Genomic DNA, 15,799 nt, shown 5'->3' on the forward strand with positions numbered 1-15,799 from the left:
TAGTAAAAATGTTAGGAGATGACAGCGGTGGAATTATACAAAGGCAGACCGCAGAATATTGAGGGAAGACTTGACAGGGAAGTCAGAGTATATGATTTGCTCGACAGCCTTGGCATAGAGTATCTGCGAACAGATCACAGCCATGCCGATACTATGGAGGCGTGCAATGAAATTGACAAGGTACTTGATGTACTTATTTGTAAAAATCTGTTTTTGTGCAACAGGCAGAAAACTAAATTTTATCTTTTAATGATGCCGGGGGACAAGCCTTTTAAAACAAAGGAACTTTCAAGTCAAATTAATTCGGCAAGACTTTCTTTTGCGTCTGCCGAGGCTATGGAAGAGTACCTTGATATTTTGCCGGGGTCTGTAAGCGTTATGGGACTTATGAATGACAAGAAAAATGCCGTTAATCTTCTTGTTGACGAAGATGTGCTAAAGGGCGAGTATGTAGGCTGTCACCCATGCGTGAATACATCGAGCCTTAAAATAAAAACAACAGATGTTTTTGATAAGTTTTTAAAAGCAGTAGGGCATACGGCAACAGTTGTACATTTGACAGGTGAATAAACATAAGTAAAAAAGACTTCTGCAAATGGAAGTCTTTTGATGTATATATGTAAAATTTTATTTACATTGCATTTGATATATGATATAATGCTGATAATAAACATTTATGGAGGTTTATCTATGCAATACAAAATTGAGGGAGGTTCACTTCCGATAGTGGAGGTATCTCTTGAAAACGGAGAATCAATTATTACACAGGGCGGCGGAATGGTATGGATGTCACCTAACCTTAATATGGAAACTTCAGGCGGCGGCGTAGGCAAGATGTTCGGCAAAATGATGTCGGGAGAGTCTATTATGCAGAACCGCTACACAGCTATGGGCGGTCCGGGCTTCATTACTCTTGCTTCATCTTTCCCGGGTTCAATCATTCCATTTGAGATTCAGCCTAATATGCCTATAATCGTTCAGAAATCGGGTTTCCTTGCAAGTTCTGCAACTGTTGACCTCTCTGTACATTTTAATAAAAAAGCGGGTGCAGGCTTTTTTGGAGGCGAAGGCTTCATACTTCAAAAGTTATCGGGTTACGGAACTGCTTTTGTTGAGATTGACGGCTACTGCAAGCAGTATAACCTTGCACCCGGTCAGCAGATTGTTGTTGATACAGGCAACCTTGCTGCAATGGATGCATCTTGTCAAATGGACATCCAGCGTATTAAGGGTGTTAAGAATATGTTCCTCGGCGGAGAGGGTTTGTTTAATACAGTTATTACAGGACCGGGCAGAGTGTTCTTGCAGTCGCACCCAATTTCTACAGTAGCGGCAGCTATCCGTCCTTTTATTACAACAAACTAAGTTAATAGCTACATAATTTATGGAGCTGTAAAAAACAACCCAGATAAAAAACGACTGCATTCTAACCGAAAGGTAGGAATGCAGTCATTTTTGTGATATAATTTATTTGTAATGAAAAACCATATAAACAAGGTATATTATACACCGTATCAATTAAAATTATCACCGGAAATTGAAAAAATAATAGAAATTTCTGATCCGGTATATACATTTAACGAGGTTTTTCGTCATATTGATCTAAATAACACCTTGACAAAACAAAGATAACTGCCAATGCAAATAAATACAGCCGGGTATGGAAGAAAAGCAGTATAAAGCACAGACCATAAGTATTCAATATTCTTCATATTTTTATACAATTTCAAGAATATAAGAAAAAAATCACCGAGACTCACTTTTTCGTGAATCTCGGCTTTTTTGATATGCTGTTTTTACAGCACCTTTTAAATTGGGTTTAGATTAAGTAATATCTACATCACTTCTGCTTGAAGTACGAATGCGGATACATGTACTGCTTGCAACAGTTGAAGGACTTTTCATTGTGATTGTGTCATTACTACCGGGTGTTAATGCTGAAATAGCAGGTGTAGAGCTGTTTGTGTTGTTAAGAACAACACCGCTCGACATTGTGTATTCAACACGCTTCTTAGTAGCCTGATCCCAGATGTTTGTGCCAACTGTTGTTACAGTATATTGAAGAATATATTTGCGTTCTGCACTCATATTCAGCTTTTGAACATTAAAAGTAATTGACTTTACATTATCAATAGTAGTAACGGTCTTAAACTGATAAGGGCTTGTTGTTGTGTCAAATCTTGCAAGAATTAGTCTGTATTCTACATTAGGGTCAGCATAGAGGAAATAATCGTTTTTATTGCCATAGCCACCTGACGGATTTTCTACATCCATAAAACCGCCGGGATTTGATGTTTCGTTGTAAGCACTTACTGTTGGCATATTTACATATCCCTGAACATCACTGCCTGAATTACCATAAACAGAAAGCTGTTTTGAAATCATATCGCTTGTGCGTTCACAGTATGATAAATCATAACCTCGTTTAGCTACATCTGCCATAGCAAACATACCGCTTATACAGGTTGTAGACATAATAGCAAGGATACAAACAACTGCTACAAGCTCAACAAGCGTAGCACCTGCTTTTGCCTTTATAGAGCGTTTGGAGAGATATTTTTTGATATTTTTGGTTTTCATTGCATATCCTCCTTACTCTGCAAATTCCGGCTTGGTAACAACACCCTCGCAGGTTGTTGTTCCGTTTGTGCCATAGTCAACATAGGTTGTTATCTTGTAAGATACCATTTCCTTGCCTTCGCTATTTACATATTTACCTTGAAATTCAACAACATATGCCATTTCAGATATGTCAAAATCTCTTGAGCCGATTGACGCTGTATCATACTGCTTAGCAGTCATTGAATTGTCAAGAGCGTTTACATCATCATTAATACTTGTTTGAATTATTGAGTCAAATTTCAGACCTGTATTTGGCTGATTGGCAAAAAGCTTGTTTTTAGATAAGTCTAAGCTTGAATCCCATACTGATGTTGGATTGTGAGAAGGTGTCTTTTCAACATATGTCATAACAATGTCACAATACATCTGAGCTTTTGCCGAAGCCTTGTTCATAAGGCTGTTTTTGGTAATTGATTCATAGCTGATTGCAAGACCGGTGGCAGTAGCCGAAACGGCTATTGCCATGATCATAATTGCGCAAATAAGTTCAAGAAGAGAAAAGCCTTTTTTACTTTTAAAGTGTTTTTTCAATATCGGTTTTTTCCTCTTCATTTAGAAATACTTCCCTTCAAAGCTTACTTTGTCTGTTTTTAAATCGTTGTGAATGCTGTAGCTTATAGTGTCGTCTTTGTTTATTTCCTTTGCATAGTAGTAAGGATTTGTTGCAGTCCATTTCTGCCAGAAAGCACTGCTTAAGATGTTGAAGTCTGACTTTTCCTCAGGGAAGTAGTAGTAGCCTTCATTAAGTGAATATGTCAGTCCGTCATCAAGCACAAGTTCAGTATCACGGGTGATATGGAGCAAAGATCCGTCTTTAGGTGTTTTATTAGTCTGAATTTCGGTTGTACCGTCAGTTTTTGTTATAGTAGTTTTTGTAATAAGCTCACATATTGAGTCTGAATAGCCACCGTAGGTATTAATGAACAAACCATTATTAGCACCACTGCCATCCAATTTATTTGCACCTATTGAAATAGCATCGCCCTTGAGTGTAGCGTTGTTTCCCTTGACTGTATTGCCAAAGTCACAGTAAATTGCTTTTGCTGTGTATGCACCGTTTTTAAGAGTGCCGCCGTTTGAAGCTTCAAACTTAATTACAGAACTGCTCTGATTAAGCTTGCTGTCGGCAACGGAAGTGTTTATAGTTCCGCTTTGTACCCAGTCAATACCTGAAGAATCAGAATCTTCCTGTTCTGTTGAGTGGCTATCAAAGTAGTCTTTTGCGTTATCGTCGAAAAGATTAAGTCCTTCTTGCGGTATATCTGTGTATTTGCCTGCCTTTACTGTGTAAGTGGTTCCGTTTGCTGTTTCTACAGTAAAGTCATTGATTACTGTCAGTGTAAATGAGCTTTCACCCCAGTATGGCATTACATTGAATGAAGCTGTAGCATCATTTTGCTTGATTTTATTTGCTCCTGAAGAGGTAATAGTGGTTTTTTTAGTGCCACTATCAGTAGCAAAATCACTTGTAGGAAGATTGGTTTGATTAAAGTTATAAGGATACATCTTGTTTCGGTTATAGTATAATTCCTCTCCCTGTTCAGGTCCAATACTTAAAACGACACTACGGCTTCTAATATTAATATTAACATTTGAATTTAAATCCATTTGATTAACATTATACCAAAGATAATTGAACTCTGTGCCGGCATACAGGTCTATATAGCTTTTGTTTGACGCTGTAGGCATTGCAGATGGTGCACAATAAGTATAATAATCCTCCCAACCTGTATAGTAGTTGCTTTTAGGAATATTTGTACATACAAGTGGATTATCTTTTGTCTTGAAAGTTCCGTTTTTCTCAAGAAAACATACAGTTTTTTTGCCAGAGTCAGTTTTTTCTTCATATGCTGAGTGCATATTTTTGAGATTACCATTTGAATCGAGCAAGGAACTATATTTGTCAATACCGTTGAGATTTTTATAGTGGCTGTCAGTACTTAAATCTGTGATTTTCTTAAGTTTATTTGGCGTTTGCGGATCAAATAAATCAATACCTGTTTGATTTATAGTTTCGTTGTCAATAGGTAAAAAATAGTATCCTTTATTATATACGGCTGCCTCTTTATAGTTAGGATTTTTACATATAATATTATCCTTGGTAAAGTAAATTACTACACCTTTGTCTGTAGCAAAGTCACTACCAGCATATTTTACAGCAGCACCTTTTTGACCGGCTGAGGTTTTACAAGCCATATTACCGCCGATTACAAGAAATTTGCACTCCAAAGTACAGCCATATGATGCATCAGAATTAGGATAGTAACAAATATCCTGTAAGTCTACACCTGTACTTGATTTTACATCAGTACCTGAATAATTACCAAGAAGATAGATACCGTTGTTATATGCAATAGCTCTGCAACGGCTTCCTGAGCTACTTGTGATTTTTACTGCCTTATCAAAAACAAGTGGGAAAAATGATGAAATTGGTGTTTTTTCTGCTTCATTACGAAGAATATATGCCAAACCGCCTTTATCTTCCATACCTTGAATTGTACGGAAATCTCTTTCTTCATTTAAAGTAGATTTAATTTGAGATCTTAAAAGAGAGAAAGCTGTCTGGTCACCGAGCGTAAGGAAACCTGTGCTACTTGCGGCAGGTGGAGTAGAAAATTTCTTTTCAGACATTCTGAGTGATGTGCTTACTTCTTTCTTTTCCCAATGCTGGGTAACTTCAAATTTAGCTGAAATATCACCTGTGTTGCCACCGTTTGTGTTGTTGTACTTGCTTTCTGAACCTACAGCTGTAATAGTATATTCAGTGTCTGAAGTCTTTGTTATTTTAACATAAGCGTTGCCAATAACTGTAAAGTCTGTGCTATCAATAAAATTCTGTGCGTCAGATGCATTTGAAAAATCCTTTACCTGAACATTACCGGATGCATCATAGTAGAAAACATAATATTTTGAATCATCGATATTTGTAGGTAAGTTAAGCTTGCCGTCATTCAAGAAATCCTCAGCTATATCAAGAGCACTTTTTGAGGAAACATATGCCTGACGAGAATTCATTGATGTACCGGTTTCTTTTTGCTGGAGCATTGCAATAGATAAAAAAGAGGTTGTTGTTAAGAAAAGGACTGCAACCAAGGCAATGGCAAGCACCATAGAAAAACCCTTTTTGCTGTTAATCTTTCTCTTCTTTGTAGTGAATTTCTTCATAAAAAAAACTCCTTTCGATTATTGAAATACAATTAGTTAATAACTGAATACATACCGAACATTGCCTGTACGATAGAAATTACAACGAAACCTACGATACCGGCGATAATGATTGTCATTGCAGGTGTCATTGCATCTGTCATACGCTGTGTAGCGTCGGTTGCCTGTTCTTCGTACATATCTGCCATTTTGTTAAGGGAATCGCTGAGCATACCGCTTTCCTCACCGACTCTTATCATTGATACAAAGAGCGGATCGAAAGCTTTTGGGTATCTTGAAAGGGAAATATTGATCGGTGTACCGATTCTTACATCTTCAATTACCTGGTTAAGACAGTCGGACATAAATTTGTTGCCTACTACATCTCTTGAAAGTTCAAGTGCGTAAAGAATGTTTACACCGGAAGAAGTAAGTGTTGCCATCATATTTGCAAATCTTGTAAGCTGGTTAAGTCTTAAAACTTCGCCGATAATCGGGATTTTAAGCTGGAATGTTGACCACCACATACAGAATGAATAGTTCTTTTTGTAAAGAATTCTGATTGTAACTACAATTGCAACGATAATAAGAATAATGAGCCAGCCGTAATGAATAAGTACATCTGAAATACCCATTGTAATCTGCGTCATTATCGGAAGTTCGGAGTCAAAACTTTCAAACAATCCTTTAAATGACGGAAGTACAACTACACTCATTACTATGATAAGTCCGATTGTAAGAATGAGGAGGAAGATAGGGTAAATCATTGCACCCTTGATCTTGTTCTTAAGTGTGATTTCCTTTTTGAGAAGACTAACGCACTTATCAAATGCTTCATCAAGTCGACCGTTTGCCTCACCTGTTTGAATAATGTTTACATAAACAGTTGGGAAAGTTTTAAATGAGCTTAGCGACTGCGAAAGAGTAATACCGTTGTAGAGGTTTGCGGTTATTTCCTGTAAAATTCTCAACATATTCTTATCTTTTTCAGTGTCACACATTACGGCCATTGCAACCGAAAGCGAAATACCCGAACGAATCATCAATGCCATCTGGTGCATAAATGTAAGAAGTCGCTTGTTACTGATTTTTAATGTATGCACATCTTTTGAACCGCCAAGATCACGCTGCCAGATCGGAATATCTTCCTGCGAACCTTTTTTTACTTCATTAATGGAAATAGCGATAAGACCACGCTGTTCAAGCTTTCGCTTAACCTCTTCCTTGGTGTTTGCTGTCATACGGTTACGATATTTACGATTTTTTTCGTTTACTGCTACATAAGAAAATTCCATTATTTTTACCTCCTGTTAAGATAAGCGTTTGTGCTGTTTTGCGGGAGATTAGAATACTGTGGCATTGGAGCGGTCAACTGCTGTGGTGGTTGCTGTGGTATTCCCGGTACGCTCGGCTGCGGAGAATTGTTGCCGCCTGTAAGTATTGCGTTATCAGCCACATCGTAACTGTACTTGTCGGCAGTTTCTTTTGAAATAAGTCCTCTTTTGAGGAGGTTTTCGATACTTAACTTTCTTGTAATCATACCTGTCTGCTGGTTCAAAGAAATCATCTGTTCAATCTGCGGAATCTTATCTTCACGGATAAGGTTAGCGATAGCAGAATTAACAAACATAATTTCAAAAGCGCCGATACGACCCGGACGGTCTGATCTTGGAAGCAAACGCTGTGAAATTACTGCCTTAAGTGTGGTTGAAAGCTGGTTGAGTGCCTGTTTCTGCCTTTCAACAGGGAACATATCTATAAGACGGTCGATTGTTTTTGCGGCACTCTCTGTATGAAGTGTTGAAAAAACAAGGTGGCCTGTTTCTGCTGCACGAAGAGCGATTGACATTGACTCAAGGTCACGAATCTCACCCATGAGGATAATATCAGGGTCTTCACGAAGTGCCGATTTAAGTGCTGACGAGTAAGTTTCACTGTCTTGGCCGACTTCTCTCTGGTTAATAATACATTTTGCAGGGGAGTGCATATACTCAACAGGGTCTTCAATTGTGATAATGTGCAGTTCTTCTCGATGGTTAATTTCATTGATAAGAGCTGCAAGTGTTGTTGACTTACCGCTACCGGTAGGACCTGTTACAAGTACAAGACCTTCCTGCAGGTTAAGAATTTTTGCAATAGACCGCGGCAAATTTAAATCGCCGAGTTTTGGAGGATTCAATTTGATTACACGCATTACAAGCGTCGCACCGTGGCGCTGCTTGAATGCATTAACTCTGAATCGTGCGAGGTTTCCAAACTGATAAGCCGAGTCGATATCGCCTGTGTTGCAGAACTTAAGGTAATCGGCAGGCTCAAGAACCTCGTCAATATACTTCATAACTGTGTCCTCGTCAAGAATCTCTGTGCCTTTGTAGTTCATAATTTTACCGTTTTTACGGTAAGAAGGCAAGTTATTGCTCGCAAGGTGAATATCAGACGCACCGTTTTCAACGGCAAATCTGACCATCTCTTCAAATTCCATAAAACTTACTCCTTAATCTTCCTGATAGATTTCTGATACAGTGTCAATGAATGTATCAAATGATATAATACCGTCATACAACAGCTTTTTAAGGTTATCACGAAGTGAAATCATACCCTCTTCTCTTGCTATTGTGTCAATTTCATCTGTGGTTTTACCGAGATGAATGGCATTTTTAATAGATCTTGAAACAGGCATAACCTCGTGAACGGCAATTCTTCCCTTATAACCTATGTTGTTACAAGCAGGGCACTGACCCGGTTTGTAAAGTGTGAGCTGTTTGGTGATAGGGAGTCCGAGAAGTCTAAGCTCGTCATCTGTTGCATCATATGCTTGCTTACACTCCGGGCAAAGTCTTCTTACAAGCTTTTGGGCAATAACGCCGAGCATAGAAGAAGATACCATATAAGGTTCAACACCCATATCAATAAGTCGGACAACCGAGCTGGCTGCGTTATATGTATGGATTGTTGAAAGTACAAGGTGACCTGTGATAGCGGCTCTTGCTGCGATATCTGCGGTTTCCTGGTCACGAATCTCACCGATCATAATAATATCAGGGTCCTGACGGAGGATAGAACGAAGAACGCTTGCAAATGTAAGTCCTGCTTTTTCATTGATATTAACCTGTGTAGCACCCGGCAAAACCATTTCGACAGGGTTTTCAACTGTTACAATGTTTTTGTCTTCGGTGTTAAGAGATGAAAGAGCAGCGTAAAGTGTGGTTGACTTACCTGAACCTGTTGCACCCGAAAGAAGAATGATACCACGGCTTGATGTCAAAAGCTGGTCGAATTTCTCAAGGTTTTCGGGGAGAAAACCGATGTTCTTTTTATCAAGCTTCATACCGAGTGCGGTTGTAATTCTGATTACGATTTTTTCGCCATAAACACAAGGAAGAGAAGATACACGCATATCAATTTTTTGATTATTGATATTATAGTGAATTCTACCGTCCTGCGGAATTCTTTTTTCCGCAATGTTCATACCGCTGATAAATTTAATACGGCTCGTTACAGAGGGAGCAAGCTCCTTGCTTGAGTCCATATATTTAATAAGTTTACCGTCAATACGGAAACGAATTACCAATTTCTTTTCCTGAGGCTCAAGGTGAATATCGGATACACGCTGTCTTACAGCCTCGGCTATCATATTGTTTACAAATTTAATGATAGGCTGATCTTCAATATCCTCTTGATCTTCGGTGGATACTGTGTCCTCAGTTTTTTTCATCTGGCTCTGAACAAATTCCTGAGCCTCGTCTATTACCGCTTCTTTGTCCGACACACTGAAAATTTCGTCAAGTTTGATTTTAAGTTGTGTAGGAGTACATATAGCGGTTTTTATTTTTCTTTTTGTATAGTTGTTGAGAGTATAAATTGCTTTATAATCAAGCGGATTTGTCATGGCAATCAAGAGATAATTGCCTTCAATCGTAAGCGGCATAACGCCGAGGTCTTCCATCATCTGCTCCGGAATGAGCTGGGCTACATCGTCTGATATGTAGTAGGAAGTAAGGTCAACAAGCGGCAAATGCATTTTCTTTGCCATAAGGTCATAAATCTGCTCCTCTGTGACAACGCCTTCTTTTATCAACGCTTGTTCAAGAGTAAGAGTATTGTCTTCCATATAAAGCATTTCAACACGCTTTAATGTTTTTAAACTTACTGTACCGCTTTTAACGAGATAGTCACTCAAGTTAAAAACAGAGTTTTTCATATATGATCATCCTTTCACGGGAATTGACAAGATTAATAGCTAAGGCTGAAAAGACCGAAGTAAAGGTCTAAACCGTAGTTAATTACATTGACTAAGAACAAGTTGCAAAGTGAACCGATGCAGAGAAACGGGCCAAAGGGGAAATAGCTTGAAACTTCGTTTTTTGAAAATATTTTTTTGAAAAGCAAAAATATTATATAAAGGAAAGCTATAAATACGGCGATTAAAAGTCCTGAAAATACCATAGGAAACCCAAGGCAAGCACCAAGTGCAAGCATAAGTTTTACATCGCCGAAGCCCATTCCGTTCTTTTTGAGAATTACAATAGAAAATAAATTTATAAGCATAAGCGAACCGCCGCCGCATACAGCACCAAGCGGAATACTCCACCATTCTTTAATAAAGATTTGCTGCGTGAAAAGGTCGGTTATTGCAAGCGCAACACAAAGCACTGCAAGTGCAATTGTGAATTGGTCGGGAATAATTGTATATTTAAAGTCACTCATAGCTATGAGGAGCATTGTAATCGAAATTAATAAAAAGAAAATCGTGTAATAAGAATAGCCGAAAAACGCAAAGATGCCTAAGTTAAATATAGCAAACAAAGCGGAAGTGTAAATTCCGCTTTGTTTGAAAATATACCTTGTGCCAAAAAGACTTTCGTCCGGCTCTTCATCATAGTCGCACAGCCATTTTGCAGGCACGACATTCATAAGCCTGTATGCGAGCATACAGAGTACAACTGACAGTATTAAAATTACTGCGAGAGTTATATAGGTTGAAATTTGTGAAAAGTCGATTGGAAGTAAATTAGCCATAGTAAAGTCCTTATAATTATGTAGTTGGTTCTGTTGGTGCAGTAGTTGCAACCTGCTTTGTTGAGTCAAAATAGTACAATGTTACATCGAATGAGGTCGAGTAATCACTGCTGTCTTCCATTGGTGACATTATGAGTGAATTAATAAAGTAACAACCCTTTGATTCCTGTTCAAGGTAATGAACAAGTTTGAGTGTGTTCTCTTCTGAGCCGTTGTAGCTGAAAGAAAGATTTGTTTTAAAAAGCGGAACACCGCCCTTTGATGTTCTGCCCTGGTCATCCTGAATACTTTCACCACGGTTAAGTGATGACATATCAATGCCGAGGTCAGCAAAGATAGACTGTAAATCCTCAACAGATGATTTTGCGTCAATATAAAGTGCTTCTTGATTCTCGTTGTACTGCTGAGTCATTTCGTCAATTTTGGCTTCGACACTTGTCTGATTTGCAAGTACATCGTCGCAGTCGGCAATTTGAGCTGAAATTGTAGCATGATCTTCATTGTATTTTGGAAGCTTTGTAATAGTTGGTACTACAAGTGCAACCAATATAATTACAAAAACAATGAGAAGTACTAAAAAGGCGATAATTGAACCCGGAATTTTATTTTTCTTCATTATTTTTCCCTCCCTTAATTTTCAGCATTGCTGTTATTGGTTGATTCATTAGCAGCGTTTCTTGCTTCAACAGTTGTTTTGTCTGTTGTAATTTGTGCAGAAAGCTGATAAAGACCTGAATCCGGATCATCTGAAACCGAGAAGGTTTCATTCATTATAAAATATCCGTCCTCTTTGATGCTGTTCTGTAAATCAATAAAGGCAGGGAAGTCTTTGATTGTACCGCTGATCGGAATAGAGTAGCTTTCATCACCGTCAGTAGTATGAGTAATATTGTAACTGCCAAAGCTTTTCATTTTCTTAACAACCTGTGTGTCAAGCTGATTAATTACATCTTCACAATAAAGCTGTGTTCTCGGTAAAAGCTCGGCATCCTGTGACTGATTTGCCAAAGACTGGGTAATGTCATCTCTCTGTTGAATAAGAGTTTTTGCATAGTCGTACTTTGTATTGTTATAAATCATATCATCTACAACGCTTCTGCCAAAGTAGAAACCAAAGAAAGCAAGTCCCGCAACACAGAGTATGCCAAGACCGACACAACCGACTTTTGCAGCCTTTGCACTGTCATCAAGTGTTTTAGCCTGTTGAGCCTTTAGTCCGTAAATAAGGTTGTTCTCAAATACTGTACCGCAGTTCATAAGTTCATTCATAAGGAAGTATGAACCGTTTTTGTAGAAGTCATCTCTTGCCTTAAGTGACGGTTCCGGAACTACAGAGCCTGTATTGAATGTATCAGATACAAGCATAACCTCGCCTGCAAGTCCAAAACCTACAAAATAGTTGCGGATGTGAGGAATGTAAGCCAAGAAGTCACTTAAGAATATCTGGTCAATGCTGATGTTGAGCGACATTGTAACAAGGCGAACATTGCGGACGATATCATCTATAAGGTTTTCTGCAATATCGTCAATCTTTCTTTTTGAAGACGCATTTCTGCATTCATTTTTAAATCCGTATCCGGCGGTACGCAGGTAATCAATAGCGGCAGCCGTGCTTAAATCTCTGTCTTCTTCAATTACCTGTAAAATTTCATCTACAGGGGATGTAAATTCGTGACAGTAGAGAGGCACACCGTTTTTGGCGATAAAAACTCTGACTGCCGAATAGTCCATACTGATGAGAGCTACGGTTTTGTTAAAGCTGTAGATTGTCTTTTGAGCAGCATAAATCATTGCCGCCTCTGACGGAATAATCTGGATAAGATTAAGAGAGAAAGACTTAAAACCTGCTACAAGGTCATCCGCAAGTGCCTTTGGCATTGCAAAAGCCTTAGAAGTAATTTCTTCGTTTACTTCCTTTGTTTTGTATGTAGAGTAATCCTTGTAGATTACCGAGAAGTCGGAAACCGCCTCGCCGACAAAATCTCTGATTCTGTCAATTGCAAGTCCTTCAATTATTCTTTTGGCACCTCTGATATGCTGATACTCCTGACAGGTAAGGTCGTAGCTTTCTACCATAAGAATAACATCACGAACCTCACTGTGGTTCATTGTGCTTAGTCCGTCTTTTACAAGGCGGGCGAGTAAAGCAGGGTCTTCCCATACGGAGCTTTTGTCTTTTAATACAGCCTTGTCAACAGGAATAATAAGAGGGGAGGAGAAAGAGTAGGCTTTCTTTTCGTTAGGGTCAGCCTGTTTTTTACTGTTACCTTTATTTGCAGTGCCGTTAGCAGCTGCCTCGCCTACAGTTTCGCAGGCTGTTATGCAAAGGTATCTTTTGGCAATCTGCACCAGTACATAATTCATATTTAATACACCACCTGAAATTTTATGCTTGTTTAAGCTTATCAAAACCGTTAAAAAATTTTAAACTGATTTGATTATAAAATTACTTTAAAGAATAAATTAAAATAATTTTATAATCAAACAGGGCAAATCAGGGCATATCCCCTAAAAGTTATTAACAATACACAAAAATTGAGTTTAATACACCGAAAAACCTATATACATTTCAAAAGGCTCGCACTCGGCGAGCCTTTTGCTTGTATGTTGTCGGTCATCAGCAAAACCGAGATTGCGTATTTGTTATCAAAATCAGAATAAACCTGAAACACCATCAGAGGTAAGAATAGCTGCTTGACTTGAACCACCAGGAGTGATTGAACTATCGAGGTTTTTACCGCTACTATCCAACCAATAGCATTTATCATCATTTGCATCCCAAGAAAGAGTATATTGTGTACCGCCAATTGTGCGTGTATCAGCAGCAGTGCCAAGACCGATGCTCTGGAGTGACTTCTTATCAACAACATCTTTTACTGTTGCACTTGCCTGATAAACAGATGTATCTTTAGCAATAATCTGAGCGTGAGCTTCTTTAAGAGCAAGCTCAAGTGTCTGTGCGTCTGAAAGAGCAGCACTTCTCTGTGAAGATGCGATTGTTGATGATACAACCGGAATAGCGATAGCTGCGAGTACTGCAAGGATTGCAATAACTACTACGAGCTCTACGAGTGTAAAGCCTTTTTTGCTGTTCTTCTTAACTTCTTCGATTTTTGCAGTTTTTACTGCCTGAATTTCGTTCATTGTTTTTACCTCTCTTTTTAATAATAATTTGTGAGCCGTTTTGCGGAAACTGTAACAGCTTTTGCTGATATGATTTTGCGTTACCGTTCCCTTGAAACAAGTTTATTATATAACATTTTTGCAAGTCTTGCAATATATTTTTACCAAAAAAAGTTAATAAAACGCATTTTTATAACATTGCACAAACTTTACTGCGTTAAATTGTTAAAAGTGCCATTAATTTTTTCTGTTTGAAAGATTTAGCGTTGTAATATTTCCGTCTATTATACACCCTTTTGTTTGGTCGTAAAGAGCAATAGCCTCATCGGGTAATTTTGTACCGTCAATGGTTTTGTCGTTTGCATCAAATTTGCCGTCATTATTTGAATCAACTGCAAAATACACCTTGCTTTTACAGATAACAGGATAATACGGTGTGCCAAAAAGATGTTCGGGCTGAATAATATGCTCAAGTTTATTAGCGGCTATAACTTCAGAAATTTGTATAGTATTTGTGCTTGCATGGATATATTTTGTGTTATCTGCACCCGCAACAGCCGAATCGGCTTCTTTAAAGGCATATTCTATGGTGCTTGCGTTGGTTTTTGCCTTGCTTACAACAGATGACCTTGTGGTTGCCGCAACCACTGGAATGGCTATTGCACTGAGTATTGCAAGTATTGCAATTACCACTACGAGTTCTACCAATGTAAAGCCTTTTTTGCTTTTGACTTTTTTTGCAAGACCTAACGATTTAAATCGCACGCTTGTGCGTGAATTTGGTGTTCTTTTTTCTTTCATTTTTTCTCCCTCATTCAAAATATAATATTTTGCAAAATATTATTACAGCAAATATTGTACACCGAAAGTAAAAATAATGCAAGTGCATTTTTATAGTTTTTATGCCGTTTTTTTTATTAATTTGTTGAAAATAATAATGCCCTTGATTTATTAAAAAACAGTACCGATTGTAAAACTTTTTTAATATTTTTGTTGATATATTGCTTAAAAGTCAGTTTAATTTAATTATATATTAAACACGGATTTTCGTAAAAATTCTCTATACAATTTATATAGGGATTTTTTTAACGGTTAAATAACGGTTAAATTTTCGTTTTATCATTTACAAAACCGAACATATGTGGTATGATGTTAAATGTTAAATTATGTATTTTTATCGGAGGATTTTACTATGGACGCTTATAAAAAGGAATTTATTGAATTTATGGTTGATTGCCAGGTGCTTAAATTTGGCGATTTCGTAACAAAAAGCGGCAGAAAGACACCTTTCTTTGTAAACACAGGCTTTTACAGAACAGGCGCACAGCTTAGAAAGCTTGGCGGCTACTATGCGGAGGCTATCAAAGAGAAATTCGGTCTTGATTTTGATGTTCTCTTCGGACCTGCATACAAGGGTATTCCGCTTTCTGTTGCGGCTACTGTTGCAATCAGCGAAAAGTACGATACAGATATTCGCTACTGCTCAAACCGTAAAGAGGTTAAGGACCACGGCGATAAGGGTATTTTACTCGGCAGTCCTATAAATGACGGCGACAAGGTAGTTATTATCGAAGATGTTACTACAGCCGGTACTTCTATCGAGGAAACTCTCCCGATTATCAAGGCGCAGGGCAATGTTGACCCTATCGGTCTTGTTGTATCTGTTGACAGAATGGAGAGAGGTAAGGGCACAAAGAGTGCGCTTTCTGAAATTGAAGAGAAATACGGCTTGAAAACAACCGCAATCGTTACCATGGCAGAGGTTGTTGAGCACCTTTACAATAAGGAATACAAGGGCAAAGTCATTATTGACGACAAGCTCAAGACTGCCATTGACGCTTACTATGAGCAGTACGGCGTAAAGGAATAATTTTAATTTAAAAATAATCGG

Annotated in this window: 14 protein-coding genes; 3 read left to right on the plus strand and 11 right to left on the minus strand. The window is 38.1% G+C overall.

Annotated elements, in window-relative coordinates:
- The first annotated feature begins 18 nt into the window (after positions 1-18).
- Positions 19-570 carry a prolyl-tRNA synthetase associated domain-containing protein gene (locus I2E21_RS06240; RefSeq protein WP_207735312.1) on the plus strand — a complete coding sequence of 184 codons (552 nt, stop codon included), beginning with the start codon at positions 19-21 and terminating at the stop codon, positions 568-570.
- Between the two features lie 120 nt (positions 571-690).
- Positions 691-1,365: a TIGR00266 family protein gene (locus tag I2E21_RS06245; RefSeq protein ID WP_195410734.1), complete on the plus strand. Its 675-nt coding sequence runs from the start codon at positions 691-693 to the stop codon at positions 1,363-1,365.
- Positions 1,366-1,824: 459 nt separating this feature from the next.
- Here I2E21_RS06245 and I2E21_RS06250 read toward each other — a convergent pair whose 3' ends face one another.
- The 11 genes from I2E21_RS06250 to I2E21_RS12255 all read right to left on the minus strand — a co-directional run bounded on the left by I2E21_RS06250 (position 1,825) and on the right by I2E21_RS12255 (position 14,709).
- A complete protein-coding gene (locus I2E21_RS06250) occupies positions 1,825-2,580 on the minus strand; it encodes a hypothetical protein (protein ID WP_195410735.1) in 756 nt (251 codons plus the stop codon).
- A 12-nt stretch (positions 2,581-2,592) separates the two neighbouring features.
- On the minus strand, positions 2,593-3,174 hold the full coding sequence (locus I2E21_RS06255) for a type II secretion system protein (RefSeq protein ID WP_195410736.1): 582 nt from the start codon (positions 3,172-3,174) through the stop codon (positions 2,593-2,595).
- Positions 3,175-5,787: a hypothetical protein gene (locus I2E21_RS06260; RefSeq protein WP_195410737.1), complete on the minus strand. Its 2,613-nt coding sequence runs from the start codon at positions 5,785-5,787 to the stop codon at positions 3,175-3,177.
- A 32-nt stretch (positions 5,788-5,819) separates the two neighbouring features.
- Positions 5,820-7,061: a type II secretion system F family protein gene (locus I2E21_RS06265; protein WP_022234196.1), complete on the minus strand. Its 1,242-nt coding sequence runs from the start codon at positions 7,059-7,061 to the stop codon at positions 5,820-5,822.
- A 5-nt stretch (positions 7,062-7,066) separates the two neighbouring features.
- Entirely contained in the window at positions 7,067-8,248 is a 1,182-nt protein-coding gene (locus I2E21_RS06270; protein ID WP_195410738.1) for a PilT/PilU family type 4a pilus ATPase, read from the minus strand.
- A gap of 12 nt (positions 8,249-8,260) precedes the next feature.
- Positions 8,261-9,967 carry a GspE/PulE family protein gene (locus I2E21_RS06275; protein WP_195410739.1) on the minus strand — a complete coding sequence of 569 codons (1,707 nt, stop codon included), beginning with the start codon at positions 9,965-9,967 and terminating at the stop codon, positions 8,261-8,263.
- A gap of 32 nt (positions 9,968-9,999) precedes the next feature.
- Positions 10,000-10,785: an A24 family peptidase gene (locus I2E21_RS06280; RefSeq protein ID WP_195410740.1), complete on the minus strand. Its 786-nt coding sequence runs from the start codon at positions 10,783-10,785 to the stop codon at positions 10,000-10,002.
- Positions 10,786-10,801: 16 nt separating this feature from the next.
- A complete protein-coding gene (locus tag I2E21_RS06285; protein WP_022234200.1) occupies positions 10,802-11,401 on the minus strand; it encodes a hypothetical protein in 600 nt (199 codons plus the stop codon).
- 14 nt (positions 11,402-11,415) lie between these two features.
- Positions 11,416-13,149 (minus strand): hypothetical protein, encoded by a 1,734-nt coding sequence (locus I2E21_RS06290; RefSeq protein WP_195410741.1) that lies wholly within the window; start codon positions 13,147-13,149, stop codon positions 11,416-11,418.
- Between the two features lie 288 nt (positions 13,150-13,437).
- Complete coding sequence (locus I2E21_RS06295; RefSeq protein WP_195410742.1) at positions 13,438-13,929, minus strand: prepilin-type N-terminal cleavage/methylation domain-containing protein; 492 nt, start codon at positions 13,927-13,929, stop codon at positions 13,438-13,440.
- A gap of 216 nt (positions 13,930-14,145) precedes the next feature.
- Positions 14,146-14,709, minus strand: coding sequence for a prepilin-type N-terminal cleavage/methylation domain-containing protein (locus I2E21_RS12255; RefSeq protein ID WP_243240600.1), 564 nt, complete (start codon positions 14,707-14,709; stop codon positions 14,146-14,148).
- Positions 14,710-15,100: 391 nt separating this feature from the next.
- On the opposite strand from I2E21_RS12255, the gene pyrE reads away from it, so the two are divergent.
- Positions 15,101-15,778 carry an orotate phosphoribosyltransferase gene (pyrE, locus tag I2E21_RS06305; RefSeq protein WP_195410743.1) on the plus strand — a complete coding sequence of 226 codons (678 nt, stop codon included), beginning with the start codon at positions 15,101-15,103 and terminating at the stop codon, positions 15,776-15,778.
- Positions 15,779-15,799 lie beyond the last annotated feature (21 nt).

Origin of the sequence: Ruminococcus sp. BSD2780120874_150323_B10 (genome assembly GCF_015553695.1) — a bacterium.
GTDB classification, from domain to species: domain Bacteria; phylum Bacillota; class Clostridia; order Oscillospirales; family Acutalibacteraceae; genus Ruminococcoides; species Ruminococcoides intestinale_A.

Coding starts and splice junctions, on each gene's coding strand:
- I2E21_RS06240 (WP_207735312.1), top strand. CDS start 19: ATGACAGCGGTGGAATTATACAAAGGCAGACCGCAGAATATTGAGGGA.
- I2E21_RS06245 (WP_195410734.1), top strand. CDS start 691: ATGCAATACAAAATTGAGGGAGGTTCACTTCCGATAGTGGAGGTATCT.
- I2E21_RS06250 (WP_195410735.1), bottom strand. CDS start 2,580: ATGAAAACCAAAAATATCAAAAAATATCTCTCCAAACGCTCTATAAAG.
- I2E21_RS06255 (WP_195410736.1), bottom strand. CDS start 3,174: ATGAAGAGGAAAAAACCGATATTGAAAAAACACTTTAAAAGTAAAAAA.
- I2E21_RS06260 (WP_195410737.1), bottom strand. CDS start 5,787: ATGAAGAAATTCACTACAAAGAAGAGAAAGATTAACAGCAAAAAGGGT.
- I2E21_RS06265 (WP_022234196.1), bottom strand. CDS start 7,061: ATGGAATTTTCTTATGTAGCAGTAAACGAAAAAAATCGTAAATATCGT.
- I2E21_RS06270 (WP_195410738.1), bottom strand. CDS start 8,248: ATGGAATTTGAAGAGATGGTCAGATTTGCCGTTGAAAACGGTGCGTCT.
- I2E21_RS06275 (WP_195410739.1), bottom strand. CDS start 9,967: ATGAAAAACTCTGTTTTTAACTTGAGTGACTATCTCGTTAAAAGCGGT.
- I2E21_RS06280 (WP_195410740.1), bottom strand. CDS start 10,785: ATGGCTAATTTACTTCCAATCGACTTTTCACAAATTTCAACCTATATA.
- I2E21_RS06285 (WP_022234200.1), bottom strand. CDS start 11,401: ATGAAGAAAAATAAAATTCCGGGTTCAATTATCGCCTTTTTAGTACTT.
- I2E21_RS06290 (WP_195410741.1), bottom strand. CDS start 13,149: ATGAATTATGTACTGGTGCAGATTGCCAAAAGATACCTTTGCATAACA.
- I2E21_RS06295 (WP_195410742.1), bottom strand. CDS start 13,929: ATGAACGAAATTCAGGCAGTAAAAACTGCAAAAATCGAAGAAGTTAAG.
- I2E21_RS12255 (WP_243240600.1), bottom strand. CDS start 14,709: ATGAAAGAAAAAAGAACACCAAATTCACGCACAAGCGTGCGATTTAAA.
- pyrE (WP_195410743.1), top strand. CDS start 15,101: ATGGACGCTTATAAAAAGGAATTTATTGAATTTATGGTTGATTGCCAG.